The following is a 16109-nucleotide window of genomic DNA, read 5'->3' as shown; positions in this document are numbered from 1 at the left end:
CGAGCAGTGGGCGTGCCGGCCGATCGCGGTCAGCCGGTCTGCCACGCCCGCGAGGAACCGTCCGCCGGGCCGGGCGGCGGGCGCGCCGGCCTTCGCCGGTGCCGCCCGGACCGCGGTGATTCCCTCGTCGATGGCGACGGTGGCCGGGTGTGCGCCGGGTTAGGGGTTCGCGCGGCGGGTGGCGAGGAGCAGGGCGATGTCGTCGGGGCGGTCCTGGGCGTGGCGGGCGATCGCGGTCAGCCGGTCCGCCACGCCCGCGAGGAACCGTCCGCCGGGCCGGGCGGCGGGCGCGCCGGCCTTCGCCAGCGCCACCCGCACCGCGGTGATTCCCTCGTCGATGTCGACGCCGGGCCGCTCCACCAGCCCGTCCGTGTACAGCGCCAGGATCGCGCCGGGGTCCACCTGGAGCTCGGTGACCGGATAGCGGGCCTTCGGATCCACCCCGAGCACGACTCCCCCGGGGAGGTCCAGGACCTGGGTGCGGCCGTCGGGGCGGCGCAGCAGCGGGGGAGGGTGCCCGGCGCGGGCCGCTCTGGCCACCCCGGTGGCGGGGTCGAGGCGGATGTAGCAGCAGCTCGCGAACAGTCCGGGGTCGAGGTCGATGAGGAGATGGTTGGTACTGCTCATCACCTCGTCCGGCGGCCGGTCGCCGAGCGCGAACGCCCTGACCGCGCTGCGCAGTTGGCCCATGGTGGCCGCCGCCTGCACCCCGTGCCCCTGTACGTCCCCGATGACCAGGGCCAGCCCGTCACCGGACTCCACGACGTCGTACCAGTCGCCGCCCACGTCCATCCCCACGGTCCCCGGCAGATAGCGGCCGGTGGTCTCCAGCTGCGGGTGCGCCGCCAGCCGGCGGGGGAGCAGGGCCTGCTGGAGGCCCCGGGCGAGCGCGGTCTCCGACTCGTAGCGCTGCGCCTTCTCCAGGGCGTGGGCGATGAGGCCGGCCAGCGCGGTGAGCACGGTGCGTTCCTCGGTGGTGAAGCTGCGCGGCCGGTCGAATCCGAGGATGCAGGAGCCCACCGGCCGCCCGGAGGCGATCAGCGGCAGGAAGGTGCGGGCGCCCTCGGCGGCGTCCAGGGCGATCCCGGGGTAGGCGTCCGTCAGCTGTTGCATCGAGTCGAAGAACAGCGGCCGGCCACTGGTGAGGGTCTCCACACCGGGCAGGCGTGCGTCGAGGGGCACACCGTCGAAGGGTGCGAGGAAGCCCTTGGGGAAGCCGGTCTCCCACTCCAGGTACAGATGCCGGTCCTGCAGCAGATAGATCGCCAGTCGGCGCCCGCCGAACGCGGGCAGCAGCTCCCGCATCACCACGGCGGACACCTGCCGCGCGGTGACCGCCTCGGTGAGTGCGATGGCCAGGGCGATCGGCCGGTACAGGGGAGCCAGCGGGCTCGCGCCCGCCTCGGTCACCTCGGCGTCCGCGTGTCCGGCGGGACTGTCCGTCACCCGGCTCGCGGGCCGGATCGTGCAGGTCAGCCGGTCCGGACCGGGATACACGGACAGGGCGAGCCAGTCGCCTTCGTACGGTGGCGGGACGGACCCGGCGTCCTGTGCGGAGGCCGGCGGCGGTTCGGCGGTCGGCGTCGACGGCTGCGACCCGGTGTCCTGCGCGGAGGACTGTGACCCGGTGTCCTGCGCGGACGGCCGTACGAGGTGGAAGTGGGCCGGGTCCGGTGTCAGGAGCGCCGACCGCAGGTGGTCCTCGAAGTCGGGGCGGCCCAGCCAGGGCACCGCCTCCCACAGATCGCGGCCGACCAGCTCGGCGCGCGGGCGGCCCAGGAGCTGGGCGGCGCGCGGATTCGCGTAGACGACCAGGCCCAGCCGGTCCAGGCAGAACACGCCGTCCGGCAGCAGGTCGGCCGCCGAGTCCGCCGTGGGAGCCGGCCCCGGAGCCACGACGACGCCCCGGACCGCGGGTGCGGCGGGCGGGTCGTAGGCGTTCCAGAGGTCCAGCAGTCGCAGGTCGCCGTCCTCGGCCCGCAGGTAGAGGGGCAGGGCCGGGGGGCGTCCGGCGGCCGTGTCCCGCAGGGTGGCCAGGATCCGGTGCGTGTCGGAGGGGGCCACGGCGTCGGCGAACGCCTCGACGGTCCCGGAGAACTCGGTGGGTGGTACGCCCAGGAGGGTGTGCAGGTCCTCGTCCAGGGTGACGGCGGCCGTCTCAGGGTCCCAGGCGAAGCGCCCGGCACGCCCCACGGACGTGGAGGCCGTCGGCGGCCGCAGGCACATCGGCTCGCCGTCCCAGGCGACCAGGTCGGAGTCCTCGTCCTCCAGACCCCGCAGCGCCGCGCCCAGCTCCTGGGCGAGCCGCATCACGCGGTCGCGGTCGGACAGCACGTCGGTGGCGTCGGTGACGGCCGGGCGCAGCACGGTCAGCACTCCGTAGGTCGTCGAACCACCCACGACCGGTACGTAGAGCGAGCCGAACTGGAAGGGCAGTCCGGCCGCGAACTGGGGGTAACGGCGCATGGTCTCGGTCGCGTTCGGCAGGACCACCTGGACACCGAGCCGGTAGGCGTCGGCGACGGGGAACGGGCGGTCCGCGTGCAGCCGCCACCAGGGCCGGAACAGCGGGCCGGGCAGCCCTGCCAGGACGGCGAGCCGCAGCAGTCCGGGCGTGCGGGAGCGCAGATAGACCCCTCCGGCGTGGCCGCCGGCCGCACTGATCGCCTCTGCCGAAGCATCGATCAGCAGCGGCGCCAGCCGCCCGGCCGTGGGGTGTGCGTCCTCGACGCTCCCAGTCATCGGCCCTACCTCGTCCGTGCGCCGTCCTGCGGGCGACACAGCAAGAATGCGCCCCCAGGCCACCGGCCCGCACCCGGGCGGCCCATATGTATACCTCGGTCGCCCTGCCGGACAACTGTCAATCGGACTCTCGGGTGGAATATCCACATCTGGGAGAGGGGCCCGGTCGAGTCCGGGAGCACTCGACCTTTAAGGCTTGGCTTATATAAGTGATGGGTGGCATAGTGGGGCGGGTGCACGCGTTCGATGTTCTCGGGGACCCGGTCAGGCGCCGGATATTGGAGCTGCTCGCCTCGGGGGAGCAGGCGTCGGGCGAGGTCGGTGCCGTGATCCGGGACGAGTTCGGGATCTCCCAGCCGGCCGTCTCGCAGCACCTCAAGGTCCTGCGGGAGAGCGGCTTCGCCTCCGTCCGCGCCGACGGCAACCGGCGGCTGTACGCAGTCGAGGCCGCGCCGCTGCGAGAGGTGGACGTCTGGCTGGAGCGCTTCCGGGGTTTCTGGGACCAGCGGCTCGACGCGCTCGGAACAGAGCTCGCGCGGGGAAAGCGCGAGCTCAGGCGACAAGGAGAGGTGAGCGAGGATGAGTGAGATCGCCGACGAGATCAACCGACTGCACCGACGGGTCGGCACCCGGCAGGTGGAGACCGGCGAGGCCCGGACGGTCCTGCTGCGACGTACCTACGACGCCGAGGTCGCCGACGTGTGGGACGCGGTCACCTCTCCCGAACGCATCGCGCGCTGGTTCATGCCGGTCAGCGGCGAACTCAAGGTCGGCGGCCGCTACCAGCTGGAGGGCAACGCCGGCGGCGAGATCCTCGAGTGCGTGGAACCCGAGCGGCTGCGGGTGAGCTGGCTCTACGGTCCCGACCCGGGCTTCAGCGAGGTCGAGGTGCGCCTCACACCCGAGGACGGGGAGCGCACGGTCCTGGAACTCGAGCACGTGGCCGTCGTACCGGACGACTTCTGGGACCAGTTCGGGCCCGGTGCCGTAGGAGTCGGCTGGGACCTGGGGCTCTACGGGCTCGCTCTGCACCTCGCCGGCGGCGGGATCAGCAAGGAAGAGGCCGCGACCTGGCACACCACGCCCGAGGGCAGTGCGTTCATCACCGGCTCGGGCGAGGGATGGGGCGAGGCGTACGCCGCCTCCGGCGCGGACCCGGAGACGGCGACGAGGACGACGGCCGCGACGATCGCGTTCTACACGGGCACGCAGGCCTGACGCGGAGAACCGCGCTCAGGCGGTGCGCAGGGTGCGCTTCGCGAGCTCGTACGCCGGGAGCATCTCCTTGTGTTCCTCGGTGTCCAGCCCGCCGAGGTGCACCACCACCGGCCCGTCCGCGGTGACGACGGCGAAGGCGCTCTCCTCCTTCGTCTCGTCCAGGAGCTCGCTGGTGTACAGGTACTCGACCTCCACACCGGTGAGATTCCCGGACCTGAACGAGCTGTACCGCGCCTTGTCCGCCCCGTCCTCGGCCTTGACGAACGCCTCCAGCACGGTCCGTGCGTCGGCGTCACCGGACGGACCGGCCCACGCGCGGAGGAAACCGATGTTGCCCGCGGGCTTCGCGTCGACCTCGCACGCGAGGGAGACCGGTCCCTGACGCAGCGGAGCCTCGACGGCCTCCGCCTTCCAGCTCTCCCCGATGTCGAAGGCGACCGGCAGCTCGCACGCGGAGCCCGTGGCGCCGATCCTGCCGCCACTCGCCGCGGCCGTGTCGTCCGCGCCACTTCCGGCAGAGGCCCGAGCGGTCGCCGACGGGCTCGCTGGCGCCTTCGACTCGTCCCCCTCGGCGGCCTCCGAACAGCCTGTCAGCACACCCGCCAGCAACGCCACGTGGGCCATGCCACGCCATGTGTTCCCCGCCCCGACCGGCATGGCCGTGTCTCCCTCTGTTCAGTGGTGGTTCTCGGAGGAGTCAGGTTAGGTGGCCGGGATAACGAATCGTGCAGCGAGGGGGAAGCGTTGTTGACCTTCGAGGACTACTGCGACGCGATCGTCGCCCAGACCGGACTCCTCGTCCGCCACACCAAGGGCGCGGACCCGACCGCACCGGTGCCCACCTGCCCCGGCTGGCACCTCGGCCGGCTGCTGCGGCACGTGGGCGGCGACCACCGCTGGGCGCACGACATCGTCCGGACCCGGGCCACCGAGCCGATCGACGACGACATCGTCAACGACCCCGCCGCCTATGCCGACGTGGACGACTCCGCCCTCGGCGACTGGCTCGCCCACGGTGCCGCACAGCTCTCCGGCATCCTTCGGGCGGCCGGTCCGGACCTGCGGGTGTGGACCCCCGCCGACGAGCAACTGGTGGAGCAGTCGGCCATGTTCTGGGCCCGGCGTATGACGTACGAGACCTTGCTGCACCGCGCCGACGCGGCGCTGGTGACCGGGGCGGAGTTCGTGGTGGAGGAGCGGCTCGCGGTGGACGCCGTCGAGGAATGGCTGGCGTTCTCGACCGTTCCCGAGGCCCACGAGCCCGAACCGGGTGTGCCGGACCTGCTGGGCCCCGGGCGTGCCCTGCGCTTCGACGCGGGGACGGCGGGGGAGTGGCTGGTCGACCTCGCCGGAGAACGCCCGGTGTGGCGGCGCGGATCCGGCGAGGCCACGGCGACCGTACGCGGGCCGGTGACGGACCTGCTCCTGTTCCTCTACGGCCGTCCCGCGCCCGGTGTCGGCACGCGAGGCGACTCGGAGCTGCTGGAGCTGTGGCTCAGGCGCACTCGGTTCTGGCTGGAGGCGTAGGCGCGCGAAGGTGCCGGTGTGGCCGAAGCCACGTGCCCGGGGCGGTCGGAGCCATGTCGTCCTCCCAGGCCCGCGGGCTACCGTTCGCGCAGTCCCTCTCCCACCAGCAGCCCGGGCGGCCCGCCAGTGCAAGCAGATCTCTCCCCGGTCATCGCGGCGACCACCCACTGGCTGACCTGTTCCTATCCACCGTCGGGCGGCGCCCTGGCCGCCGCGCTGTGCGAGGTGCAGGCCCGGCAGGCCGTGACAGTGGCAGCGTGGCTGCGCTACCCCACGGCGATGGACGCGGCGCTGCTCGCCATGGCGGGCCCGGGCGGCTCCGCCCGCCTCGACTGGGTCACCGGTGCGGACGGCCCGGCCGACCGCGACGCCGAGGAGCACGCGTGGCGCACCTGGGTGGACGAGGTCGTGGCCAGCTGGGCGGCGAGTCTGCTCACCGACCCCGAACTGGCCGAGCTGGCGGTCGCCGTCGTCGCCGAGGGCGAGCACACGGCGGGCACACCGGCCGCGTTCCGCCGCCTACTCACCCCGGACGCGACCGACCGCCGCGCGGCGGCCCTGCTCCGGCATCCCGACCTGCTCGCGTCCGTGGCCGCGCTGCACCGGAGCGAGCTGCTGGTCCGGCTGGGATCGGACGAGGCCCTCATCGCGTGAGGTACGCCCGCCTCGCGGGCACCCTTCTCTCTCAGTCGTGCTTCCCGCGGCCCGAGAGGGCGTCGCGAAGCCGGTCGACCAGTCCCGCCCCCGGAGCCAGCAGCTTGTTCATGGGAGGGGTGTCCGGGGCCGACGGGTGCGGGCGGGTCGGCGCCGTCTTCTTGGCGCGCCGCACCTTCTCACCCAGCTCGTTCAGCTCCTTCTCCGAGCACGCGACACGGAGCTGCGGGAAGAGGGTCTCCTCCTCCTCGGCGATGTGCGAGCGGACCTCGCTCATCAGCTCGCCGATCAGCCGGTCGAACTCGGGATCGTCCGCCTCACAGCCCTCCAGGTCCTTCATGAGCTGCTCGGCCTTGGAGTGGTCCTCGATCTCCCGGTCCGCCATGGTGTTCCCGTTGACCAGGTACTCCCGCACCGCCGGGTAGAGATACTCCTCCTCGGCCACCGAGTGCCGGATGAGCTCCATGGTGGCCTGGTCGGCGTACACCTTCCGGCTCTTCGCACCGGGCGCCAGCGCCTCGATCTTCCCGAACAGTTCCTCGACCTCGTGGTGATCGGTCACCAGCTCGTCGATGACGTTTCCTCCGTGTCCCATGTTCATCACCTCCGGCCCCCGAGTGCCCTGGGCCGCACTCCTTACTCCTGGTCACAGGCTCGTCAGCAGCTGCGGGGACAGTTGCTTGATCAAGGTGTCGCTCCAGCGCATCTGCCGCAGCGTCTGCGGATGGCACGCCGAGACCAGCTCCAGCAGCCGCTCGTCCCTGCTCGCCCGGGCGGCCTGCGCGAGCATCTCCCAGTACAGGGAGTTCTCCGTGGCGGCCAGGTGGAGCGCGCTCAGGTCGCGCAGGATCAGCAGCCCGTGAGGTGCCTTGCCGGGGGTGGGTCCAGGGGTGTCGGCGTCGAGGCGCACCCCCTCGTCGGCGGCGAGGTCGGCGAGCCGCTCGGCGTGTTCACGCGACCAGTCGGCGAGGTCGGTGGCCACGTGGTGGACCTCGTGCTCCTCGGCGTGCCGCTCGGCCACGGCCACCAGGTCCCGGGCCAGCCGTCGCTCGCCATGCTGCAAAGTGCGCAGGGTGTGGGCGATCCCGTCCTTCATGGCGTGCCTCCAGGTTCCGGGAGCTGTGTCGCGTACGCCTGACGCCCACCGGTCGTGGCCGGCACCGACTCGGGGTCCGACGGGGCCGACGCCGTGGTGGTCGGCGCCGGTGCGTACCGTCCGTCGGCGCGGGCGACGAGGGTGAGCGCGGCGGCCGCCGTCTTGAACAGCGGCTGCTTGGACGCCGGGTCCCAGTCGGTGATCGTCGTCTCGTTCGCGGCGCGCCCCGGGCCGCCCCCGTCCGGACCGTCGCCCTCCTTGGTGTCCCAGTAGCCGTAGTGGAACGGCACGAACAGCAGGCCGGGCCGGATGTCCGTCACCCGCAACCGCCCCTGCAGGGCACCGCGCGCCGTGGCGACCTCGACCAGATCGCCCTCGCCCAGACCCAGACGCGCCGCGTCCGCCACGCAGATCTCCACCCACACCTCGGGCGCGGCCTCGTCCAGCTGGGCCACTCGTCCCGTCTTGGTGCGGGTGTGGAAGTGGTAGAGGGTGCGGCCGGTCGAGAGCTGGAAGGGATACCGCCCGTCGGGCATCTCGTGCGGCTCGCCATAGGCTGCCGCTTTGAGTACGGCCTTGCCGTCCGGGTTGAGGGAGCGGTACTCCACCGGATCCACGGCGGCCCCGGTCTCCAGGTCCTTGCCATAGCTCTCGCAGTCGTCGGGGCGGGCCCAGGTGACGCCGTCCGTGTAGAGCCGCTCGGTGCCGTCGGGGTTCGCTTCCGTGCACGGCCACTGGATGCCACCGGCGTCGCGCAGCCGGTCGTAGGACAGGCCCGTGTAGTCGCAGGGGCGGCCCGCGCTGCACCGCTGCCACGCCTCGAACGCCTCCTCGGGCTCCCACCAGCCGATCAGGGGACCGTCGTCCTTGTCGCGGAAGTCCATGCGCCGCGCGAAGTCGAGGAAGATCTCCAGGTCGGGCCTGGCCTCACCGGGCGGCTCGACCGCCTTCTCGCACAGGTGGACGGTGCGGTCGGCGTTGGTGAGGGTGCCGGTCTTCTCACCCCAGGTGGCGGCGGGCAGGACGACATCGGCGAGCCGGGCGGTCTCCGTCAGGAACAGGTCCTGTACGACGGTGAAGAGCCGTTCCTGCGCCAGCAGCGAGCGGATCCGGGCCAGTTCCGGCAGGGAGACGGCCGGGTTGGTGCCGCTGATCCAGAGCATCCGGATCGAACCCTGCTCGGCGTAGCGGAACATCTGCATCGCGTGCGTGGGCGGTGCGAAGTGCGGGATCGTGGACGGCTCGACGTTCCACACCTCGGCCAGGTCGGCGATATGGGCGTCGTTCTGCCAGTTGCGGAAGCCCGGCAGATCGCCGTCGGCGCCGCACTCACGGGTGTTCTGCGCGCTGGGCTGGCCGTTCATCTGGAGGACGCCCGCGCCCGGGCGGCCCAGCATGCCGCGGATCAGGTGCAGGTTGTTGACCTGGACGGCCGCGGCGGTGGCCTGATGGGCCTGGTACACGCCCTGGAGGACCGTCGACAGCAGGGCGTCCGCCGTACCGACGAGCTCGGCCGCCTCAGCGATGCGCGCGGCCGGGACGTCGCAGATGTCCGCGGCCCACTCGGGGGAGCAGGAGGCGACCCGCTCGGCCAGTTCCTCGAAGCCGACCGTGTGCGCCTCGACGAATCCGTGGTCGACCCGGTCGTGGCGGATCGTCTCGTGCAACAGGGCGTTCAACAACGCCACGTTGGTGCCGACACGCGGTGCCAGATGCACCGCCGCGTGCCGGGCCACCTGCGTCGGCCGAGGGTCCACGCACAGCAGGCGTGGCGGATCGCTGCCCGCCAGCCGGTCCAGTACCCGCGCCCACTGCACGGTCTGCGTCTCGGCCATGTTGTGCCCGAACAGCGCGATCACGTCGGCGTGGTCGAAGTCGTCGAAACTGCCCGGCTGGCCGTCGCAGCCGAACGACTCCTTCAGCGCCTCGGCCGCGGTCGCCGTGCACAGCCGCGTGTTGCCGTCGAGATGGTTGGTGCCGATGCCCGCCCGGGCGAGCACCGCGAGCGTGTAGTACTCCTCCAGGAACAGCTGCCCGCTGGTGTAGAAGCCGATCGAGCCCGGCCCGCGCTCGTCGAGCAACTCCCGGGTCCGGGCGGCCACCAGGTCCATCGCGGTGTCCCAGTCCGTCTCCACGAGATGCCCGCCCCGCCGTACGAGCGGCCTGGTCAAACGGTCCGAGGAGGCGGTCGCCTGCCAGCCGAACAGGTCCTTGGGACCCAGCCTGCCCCGGTTGGCCCGGTCCGCCGCCCGCCCCCGCACCCCCACCATGCGGCCGTCGACGACGGCGATGTCCATGGCGTCGCCACCGGAGTGCAGCAGCGACGCCGCCCGCACCCACTTGTGGACCGCGCCGGGCTCCACGCCGTCCGCGAGATACGTGTCGACCCTGGCCGGCCACTCCTCGTGACGTCGGTACGGCGTTCGGTCTCCCCAGGGATCGGCGATCCGGTCCGCCTTCATCACGGCCTCCTGACGGCACCCCCTGATCGCTCCTGAGTACCCGTGACCCGGCCCCGATAACGACGTTCACCGGGTGTAAGGGGGCCCGCACGATGGAACCCGGACGGCGACAGACGCGTACGACATGCCCAGGAGGCCGATGTGACCGACGCCGTGGACGAGGTGCTCGCGCGAGTGCGCGGGGAAGTGGCCGCACGGGCGGATCGGCTGTGGGACATGGCACGGATGCTGCACTCCGACCCGGAGTACGCCTTCGAGGAGCACCGGGCGGCGGCGCTGCTGTGCGGGGAACTCGAATGGGCCGGGTTCACGGTGCAGCGCGATGTGGCAGGACTGCCCACCGCCTTCTCCGCACGGTCCGGCACGAGGTCCCGCCCCGCGGTGGCCCTGATGCTGGAGTACGACGCCCTGCCCGGCCTCGGCCACGCGTGCGGCCACAACCTGATCGCCGCGGCGGGCCTGGGCGCCGCCCTTGCCGCGCGGGCCGTGCTCGACCGGGACGCGGGCACCGTGTGGGCCATCGGCACCCCCGCGGAGGAGGGCGGCGGAGGGAAGGTCGCCGAGACCGACGCCGGGGTGTTCGACGACGTCGACGCGGCACTGATGTTCCATCCCGGTGTGCACAGCTGGCAGTGGGCGCCGCTGACCGCGCAGGCCCAGTACCGGGTCGGGTTCCACGGCCGCGCCGCCCACCCGACCGGAAACCCGACCGAGGGCGTCGACGCCCTCGCCGCGCTCGTCCAGCTGTTCAACACCCTTGCCGTGATCGGGCGCAGGCTGCCCGAGGGCTCGCACGTGCAGGGCATCGTCACGGACGGCGGCAAGGCCACCAACATCGTCCCCGAGTACGCGGAGGGCCTGTTCGGTCTGCGCGCGGTGACGACGGCCGCCCTGGAGGACCTGGCGGGAGAATTGCTCACCTGCGCGCAGGGGATCGCGCGGGCGACCGGCACGACGGTCACGGTGGAACGCGCCACCCCGCGCTACGAGCACTTCCGGGACAGCACGGTGCTCTCGGCCCGGTTCGCCCGGCATCTGGCGGGGACGGGCATCTCGATGACACCGCCCGCGCCGGGCGTCTACCTGGGGTCCTCCGACGTCGGCAACGTCAGCGGTCGCGTGCCCGCCATCCACCCGTTCGTCGCGATCATGGAAGAGGACGGCTCCGACCACACACCCGAGTTCGCGGTCGCGGCCGGCTCCGAGCGCGGCCGTCAGGTCATGCTCGCGGCAGCGGAGGCACTGGCCTGCACGGCCGTGGAGATCCTGCTGCGCCCGGAGCTGCGGGACCAGGCGTGGGACGGCCACGACCGGGCCGTCGCCCGTCGCTGAGGCCGTGCCGGTCCGGGTGCGGAAGGAACGTGTCGCAGGTCAGTCCGAGTGCAGGTGGTACACGTTGAAGGCCCGCCGGATCACCGGCTGGGCCACGTTGCGCACCCGCACCCCGCCCGCCGTCATCCCGTGCTCCGTGCCCGCGTGGGCGTGTCCGTGCACGCTCAGATCGGCGCCCGCGGTGTCGATCGCCTCGGCCAGCAGATACGTGCCGAGGAACGGATAGATCTCCAACGGTTCACCGGCGAGGGTGTCGGCGACGGGGGAGAAGTGGGTGAGCGCGACCCGGGTCGCGCAGCCCTGCCGGTCCAGTTCCTCCAGCGCGGTGCGCAGTCCGTCCGCGCAGCGCCGCGAGTACCGTACGAACTCCTTCATCAGCGGCTCGCCGAACTCCCCGGCGCTGCGGCCCACGAACCCGCCGCCGAATCCCTTGGTCCCGGCGATTCCCACCCGTGTCCCGCCGCATTCCACGACCGTCCCCTCGCCCTCCAGCACCCGCACGCCCGCGTCCTCCAGGAGGGCCGCGACCTTCTCCGGCTGCTCGTCGTGGTGGTCGTGGTTGCCGAGGACGGCCACGACCGGCACCGCCAGGTCCCGCACCTCCTGCGCCACCACCCGGGCCTCCTCGGGCGTGCCGTGCCGGGTGAGGTCCCCGGCCAGCAGGAGCAGATCGGCGCAGTCGGGCAGCGTTTCGAAGGCGGGCCGCAGCACGCCCTGGCTCTCCAGGCCCATGTGGATGTCACCCACGGCGGCGACGCGGATCACGGCAGCTCCTCGGCATGGTCGGGGGTGGCGGTCTCCGCCACCACCACGTCGGTGTGCACGGCGAGTCCGGCCAGCTCCTCGCGGACGGTCCGCAGCACGGTGTCCCGGCACTGCGCGGAGGGCACCGTCCCGGTGACCACGACGGCTCCGGCCCGCACCTCGGCACGGACGCCCAGCTCGCCCAGTTCCTCCGCCGCCAGCCGGTCCCGCAGGTGGGCGACGCGATACTCGACGTTCTCCCCGGAGTGTTCCGACGCTGACCAGCTCATGACCGTCCCTCCTTCGGGCCGGGTTCGATGACCTCCAGCCGTTCCAGGAAGTAGAAGAACGCGTCCGGCATCGGCGCGTTCCCGCAGCCCCGGCGCACCGCATCCCAGTCGACCTTCTCCCGCAGCGTGCGGGCGATCGGCAGCACGGCCCCGAAGTCGCAGTGATGCTCGGAGAACGCGGACAGCAGGCTGTGCAGCAGGTCGGTCGGCGACAGCACGGGCATGAACACCGAGTCCACCGAGAGATCGTCGGCCCGCGCGAGCAGTTCCGTCGTGACGGGCTGGTGTGCCAGCTCGAAGATCAGGTCGACCTGCTGTCCCAGACAGTCGGCCTTGAGCAGCCAGTCCTCGGGAGGCGTGCGGACCGTGATGCCCGCCTCGCGGAGCGTCTCGGCCACGGCCTGCGCGTCCTCGGGCCGGATGGCGAAGTCGACGTCGTGCTGGAGATTCTGGGCGCCCCCGTGGGCGTACACGGCGACGCTGCCCGCGAGCGCGAAGGCGTGCCCTTCCCGTTTCAGGATCGCGCCGACCTGCTTGGCCGCCTCCAGGATCGCCTGGTTGCGGTCGACGGGCAGGCTCGCGGCGGGCGCGTCGACGGTGGTCCCCGTCGCCAGCCGCAGTCCGGCGACGCCCCCGTGGCGTTCGACGTCGTCGTCGGCGTGCTGCGTCATCGTTGCCCCCTTCTTGACCGGCCCGCACCGCTGGGGCCGTGACGGTGAGCCCCGGGTACCCGCAGCGCCGATTTCGACACGGTGGGAGGTGGGCGCGGGGGCGGGGACATGTCCGCCTGCACCAGGCACGTGAGCCGAGCTTCCCCGGGTCCCGCGGCCGGCGCAGGACGTGGTCCCGCACGGTGGGCTCCACGATCGGGCAGGGTCCCCGGCCGGTCACCGCGCGCGTTGCCGCCGACCCGGCTGCCGGGCGTAGCGGGCCGGTGATTGTCGAGTCGTGGACCGGCAACGTTCACGGGACCTGCTCCACCACGGGGAGAGCCGAGACGGTGTCCGGATCCGTCTCCGGGCCGCGAACTCCTCCCGCGACTCGCGCGGGAGCGGCGGCTTCGCCGGGTGCGGCCGCAACCACGACGGGGGCGGCTGTCGTCGGACGTGGTGGTGGTAGCTCAGCTCACTGCGCGGGCCAGCCGTCCCGGGCCGCCAGATGGAGCACGAGGGCGGCGATGTTCCAGGCGTCGTCCTCGCCCCGATGATGGCGTCCTTCGAGGGGGAGTCCGGTGATCGCCAGGGCCTGGGCCATCCCCGGACGCTTGCGCAGGCCGTACACCCCGGTGAAGACCGCCTTGGCGTTGGTGTGGTGACGACCGAACGGATACGGCGTTCTCGTGGCCCCGCACTGCCGGGTGAACTGGTGACGGTCGTAGTCGCCCCAGCTCGCCCACGGCCGGGAACCGGCGCGGTGCTCCGCGGCCAGCAGCCGGCAGGCCTCCCCGAACGGCACGCCGCCATCGACCTGGTCCTGGGTGAGACCGGTCAACTCCGTGCAGAAATCGCTGACTTCGGACCGGGCGGGCCGCACCAGGATCCGGTGCCGTCCGATCCGTTCGGCGGTCGCCAGGTCCACGACGGTGAGTCCGATCTCGATGATCTCGCCGACCGCGCCCGGGGGAGGCGAGCCGGGCCAGCAGGTGGCTTCGACGTCCACGACGTTCAGGAGGCGCTCGGTGCCCGTGCTGTTCATGACGAGAACCGTAGGGCCGAAGCCGGGTGCCGATCACCTCGTTTTCCCTGTACACCGGGCCGGGAGGGGGCCCGTGCACCCGGCGTCGCGTATGAGGTCACTGTGAATTTCCGATGCGGTTGAACACGGGGGGACCGCCATCCGTATGGGGCGGGGGACTTGCATGCCCGGAGAGCCGAGACGCGCAGGAGTATTTCCGTGGGACGCAGCAATCGCAGACGCCCGACAGGCGCACGACGTGCGACCTTTGCCGCAGTGGCCCTGATGCTCGGGGGTGGTGGTCTGGTCGCGGCGAATGTGTACGCCTCCGCCACGGAGGCCGGTCCGCCGCAGCAGACGTCGTGGGGAGCCGTCACGATCGACTGCCCGGACGTCGGCGACGCGCTCACCAGCGTGCCCGACGGGTCGAGGGCGGACGTCGACAAGGAACTCGCCCTGCTGGACCAGCAGACGGCCGAGGCCTACCGGCAACTCCAGGACCCGACGGTGCAGAGCCGCGAGTCCGCGCAGAGCCGCATCGTCGACCCGCTCCAGGAGAACCGCGCCACCACGATCGAGCGCATCGCCGCCGCCCTGGAACGCTCGGGACAGCGGCCGGACGGACTCGGCGACATGGCCGCCTGCACCCTGCGCGAGACGGACAACGAGAACGGGAACGGTGACGGGCAGGACCAGGAGAACCAGCAGGGGGATGGTCAGGAGGGCGATGGCCAACAGGGCGACGGCCAGCAAGGCGACGGTCAGGACCAGGGTGGTCAGCAGCAGGGCAACGGCGGCCAGGCCGGCAACGGCCCAGTGGCCGCCGACTACGCCGACATCAACAGCGCCCCGCCCGCCGCACAGGCCCCGCCGGCTCAGGGCGACGCCTCCCGCGGCACCTTCGTCACCAGCTGCGGTGTGAACGCGAACGGCCTGTTCAACTCGGACAACGTCATCGTCGCCCCCGGTGTCTCCAACGGCGCGCACCACTTCCACGACTACGTCGGCAACCAGTCCAACACCGCCTTCGCCAGCGACCAGGACCTGGCGAACGCCGAGACGAGCTGTGTCGACCAGGGTGACAAGTCCACGTACTTCTGGCCCGTGATCCGGCTCCAGAACGGAACGCAGGAACAGGACGCCAACTCGCCCGGCGGCGGCATCGAGGGCAACGCCGGCAAGATCGTCACCCCCAAGGAAGTCACGCTGACGTTCGTGGGGAACCCCCGCAGCAAGGTCACGGCCATGCCGAGGCTCCTGCGCATCATCACCGGCGACGCCAAGGCGTTCGTCAACGGCAACGCCAACGCCAACGCGTCCTGGAGCTGCACCGGGTTCGAGGACCGGCAGTTGAAGGACAAGTACCCGCTGTGCCCGCAGGGCAGTGACGTGGTCCGTACGTTCAAGTTCCAGAGCTGCTGGGACGGCCGCAACATCGACAGCGCCAACCATCGCACCCACGTGGCGTTCGCCCAGCCCGACGGGTCCTGCGCCGCCGGGTTCAAGGCCATCCCGCAGCTGGTGCAGCGGATCGTCTACGACGTCGACGCGCCGAGCCTCGCCGACGGCGGCCGCACCACTCCGCTGTTCGCGGTGGACTCCTTCCCGGAACAGCTGCACAAGCCCGTCACCGACCACGGCGACTTCATCAACGTCTTCGACGAGAACCTGATGAACGAGATGGTCGACTGCGTCAACTCCGGGCGCCAGTGCGGCGCCGGGACGGGCCAGGACGATCCGGGCAACGGCGGTAACGAGAACGGCGGCAAAGGGAACGGGAACGGCGGCAACGGGGGCGACGGGAACGGTTCCGACCCGGACCCCGGCGCCACTCAGGACCCCGGGAACGGCAACGGCAACGGCAACGGCAACGGCTCCGAGGAGAACCCCGGAAACGGCGACGAGCCGCCGCAGCAGCAGCCCACTCCGACCGCCGAAGCCCCCACCGACAACGTGACGACCGCACCCGCCGACAACGAACCGAAGACCTACAGCTCACCCACCGCCCACAGCACGACCGCGCCGTCACCCGAGAACGGGAACGGGAACGGAAACGCAGTCGGGAACGGTAGCGCCGACGAGCAGGCGACCCCGCCCGGCCCTCAGGACGACGCCGCGTCCAACGACCCCGGAACCGGCTCCACCGGAGCCGTGGCGCAGCCCCCGCTCTATGACCAGACCCAGCCCCAGGGCAACCAGAGCAGTCTCGCCGAGACCGGTACCCAGCTGTGGCCGGCCGCGCTCGGAGCGATCCTCCTGATCGCCGGCTTCGTTCTCCTACGACGCACCAGCCGCCGTTCGATGTGACAACGACCGGCACCACCGACAAGCAGGGGTGGACAGCCACCCCTGCTTGTCACATGGTCGGGC

Annotated in this window: 15 protein-coding genes; 6 read left to right on the top strand and 9 right to left on the bottom strand. The window is 72.0% G+C overall.

Features of this window, described 5'->3' with window-relative positions:
• Positions 1-159: 159 nt before the first annotated feature.
• Positions 160-2742: a SpoIIE family protein phosphatase gene (locus tag ACFYRX_RS05615; RefSeq protein ID WP_389097006.1), complete on the bottom strand. Its 2583-nt coding sequence runs from the start codon at positions 2740-2742 to the stop codon at positions 160-162.
• Between the two features lie 224 nt (positions 2743-2966).
• Between ACFYRX_RS05615 and ACFYRX_RS05610 the strand changes: the two genes are divergently transcribed.
• On the top strand, positions 2967-3329 hold the full coding sequence (locus tag ACFYRX_RS05610; RefSeq protein WP_389097568.1) for an ArsR/SmtB family transcription factor: 363 nt from the start codon (positions 2967-2969) through the stop codon (positions 3327-3329).
• Positions 3322-3960, top strand: coding sequence for an SRPBCC family protein (locus ACFYRX_RS05605; protein ID WP_389097004.1), 639 nt, complete (start codon positions 3322-3324; stop codon positions 3958-3960). Before ACFYRX_RS05610 ends, ACFYRX_RS05605 begins: the two co-directional genes overlap by 8 nt.
• Before the next feature lie 15 nt (positions 3961-3975).
• Here ACFYRX_RS05605 and ACFYRX_RS05600 read toward each other — a convergent pair whose 3' ends face one another.
• Positions 3976-4617, bottom strand: a complete 642-nt coding sequence (locus ACFYRX_RS05600) for a lipoprotein (protein ID WP_389097002.1) — start codon at positions 4615-4617, stop codon at positions 3976-3978.
• Between the two features lie 87 nt (positions 4618-4704).
• Between ACFYRX_RS05600 and ACFYRX_RS05595 the strand changes: the two genes are divergently transcribed.
• Both ACFYRX_RS05595 and ACFYRX_RS05590 read left to right on the top strand, forming a co-directional pair.
• Positions 4705-5487, top strand: coding sequence for a maleylpyruvate isomerase family mycothiol-dependent enzyme (locus ACFYRX_RS05595; protein WP_389097000.1), 783 nt, complete (start codon positions 4705-4707; stop codon positions 5485-5487).
• 126 nt (positions 5488-5613) lie between these two features.
• Entirely contained in the window at positions 5614-6141 is a 528-nt protein-coding gene (locus ACFYRX_RS05590) for a hypothetical protein (RefSeq protein ID WP_389096998.1), read from the top strand.
• Between the two features lie 31 nt (positions 6142-6172).
• Here ACFYRX_RS05590 and ACFYRX_RS05585 read toward each other — a convergent pair whose 3' ends face one another.
• Genes ACFYRX_RS05585 through ACFYRX_RS05575 form a run of 3 tightly spaced genes read right to left on the bottom strand, consistent with a single transcriptional unit; the run spans position 6173 to position 9699 of the window.
• Positions 6173-6736 (bottom strand): hemerythrin domain-containing protein, encoded by a 564-nt coding sequence (locus tag ACFYRX_RS05585; RefSeq protein ID WP_389096996.1) that lies wholly within the window; start codon positions 6734-6736, stop codon positions 6173-6175.
• 51 nt (positions 6737-6787) lie between these two features.
• Positions 6788-7237, bottom strand: a complete 450-nt coding sequence (locus ACFYRX_RS05580) for a hypothetical protein (protein WP_389096994.1) — start codon at positions 7235-7237, stop codon at positions 6788-6790.
• Positions 7234-9699, bottom strand: coding sequence for a molybdopterin oxidoreductase family protein (locus ACFYRX_RS05575; protein ID WP_389096992.1), 2466 nt, complete (start codon positions 9697-9699; stop codon positions 7234-7236). The genes ACFYRX_RS05580 and ACFYRX_RS05575 overlap by 4 nt, the downstream gene beginning before the upstream one ends.
• 141 nt (positions 9700-9840) lie before the next feature.
• Between ACFYRX_RS05575 and ACFYRX_RS05570 the strand changes: the two genes are divergently transcribed.
• The gene (locus tag ACFYRX_RS05570; protein WP_389096990.1) at positions 9841-11031 is read left to right on the top strand and encodes an amidohydrolase; all 1191 of its coding nucleotides are present in this window, start codon (positions 9841-9843) and stop codon (positions 11029-11031) included.
• Positions 11032-11070: 39 nt separating this feature from the next.
• Here ACFYRX_RS05570 and ACFYRX_RS05565 read toward each other — a convergent pair whose 3' ends face one another.
• From ACFYRX_RS05565 to ACFYRX_RS05550, 4 genes are all read right to left on the bottom strand, one after another.
• Positions 11071-11796, bottom strand: coding sequence for a metallophosphoesterase (locus ACFYRX_RS05565; RefSeq protein WP_389096988.1), 726 nt, complete (start codon positions 11794-11796; stop codon positions 11071-11073).
• A complete protein-coding gene (locus ACFYRX_RS05560; RefSeq protein WP_389096986.1) occupies positions 11793-12065 on the bottom strand; it encodes a BON domain-containing protein in 273 nt (90 codons plus the stop codon). The genes ACFYRX_RS05565 and ACFYRX_RS05560 overlap by 4 nt, the downstream gene beginning before the upstream one ends.
• A complete protein-coding gene (locus ACFYRX_RS05555; protein ID WP_389096984.1) occupies positions 12062-12736 on the bottom strand; it encodes a nucleotidyltransferase family protein in 675 nt (224 codons plus the stop codon). The genes ACFYRX_RS05560 and ACFYRX_RS05555 overlap by 4 nt, the downstream gene beginning before the upstream one ends.
• Before the next feature lie 454 nt (positions 12737-13190).
• Positions 13191-13760 carry an exonuclease domain-containing protein gene (locus ACFYRX_RS05550; protein WP_389096982.1) on the bottom strand — a complete coding sequence of 190 codons (570 nt, stop codon included), beginning with the start codon at positions 13758-13760 and terminating at the stop codon, positions 13191-13193.
• Positions 13761-14024: 264 nt separating this feature from the next.
• Here ACFYRX_RS05550 and ACFYRX_RS05545 point away from each other — a divergent pair, with 264 nt between their 5' ends.
• Positions 14025-16046 carry a DUF1996 domain-containing protein gene (locus tag ACFYRX_RS05545; RefSeq protein ID WP_389097567.1) on the top strand — a complete coding sequence of 674 codons (2022 nt, stop codon included), beginning with the start codon at positions 14025-14027 and terminating at the stop codon, positions 16044-16046.
• Positions 16047-16109: the final 63 nt, after the last annotated feature.

This window comes from Streptomyces sp. NPDC005374 (assembly GCF_042872225.1).
GTDB lineage: Bacteria > Actinomycetota > Actinomycetes > Streptomycetales > Streptomycetaceae > Streptomyces.
Note: the sequence above shows the minus strand (reverse complement) of the source record. Positions and strands in the feature narration are given on the sequence as shown.

Coding starts and splice junctions, on each gene's coding strand:
- ACFYRX_RS05550 (WP_389096982.1), bottom strand. CDS start 13,760: ATGAACAGCACGGGCACCGAGCGCCTCCTGAACGTCGTGGACGTCGAA.
- ACFYRX_RS05580 (WP_389096994.1), bottom strand. CDS start 7,237: ATGAAGGACGGGATCGCCCACACCCTGCGCACTTTGCAGCATGGCGAG.
- ACFYRX_RS05605 (WP_389097004.1), top strand. CDS start 3,322: ATGAGTGAGATCGCCGACGAGATCAACCGACTGCACCGACGGGTCGGC.
- ACFYRX_RS05615 (WP_389097006.1), bottom strand. CDS start 2,742: ATGACTGGGAGCGTCGAGGACGCACACCCCACGGCCGGGCGGCTGGCG.
- ACFYRX_RS05555 (WP_389096984.1), bottom strand. CDS start 12,736: ATGACGCAGCACGCCGACGACGACGTCGAACGCCACGGGGGCGTCGCC.
- ACFYRX_RS05575 (WP_389096992.1), bottom strand. CDS start 9,699: ATGAAGGCGGACCGGATCGCCGATCCCTGGGGAGACCGAACGCCGTAC.
- ACFYRX_RS05560 (WP_389096986.1), bottom strand. CDS start 12,065: ATGAGCTGGTCAGCGTCGGAACACTCCGGGGAGAACGTCGAGTATCGC.
- ACFYRX_RS05585 (WP_389096996.1), bottom strand. CDS start 6,736: ATGGGACACGGAGGAAACGTCATCGACGAGCTGGTGACCGATCACCAC.
- ACFYRX_RS05600 (WP_389097002.1), bottom strand. CDS start 4,617: ATGCCGGTCGGGGCGGGGAACACATGGCGTGGCATGGCCCACGTGGCG.
- ACFYRX_RS05545 (WP_389097567.1), top strand. CDS start 14,025: ATGCTCGGGGGTGGTGGTCTGGTCGCGGCGAATGTGTACGCCTCCGCC.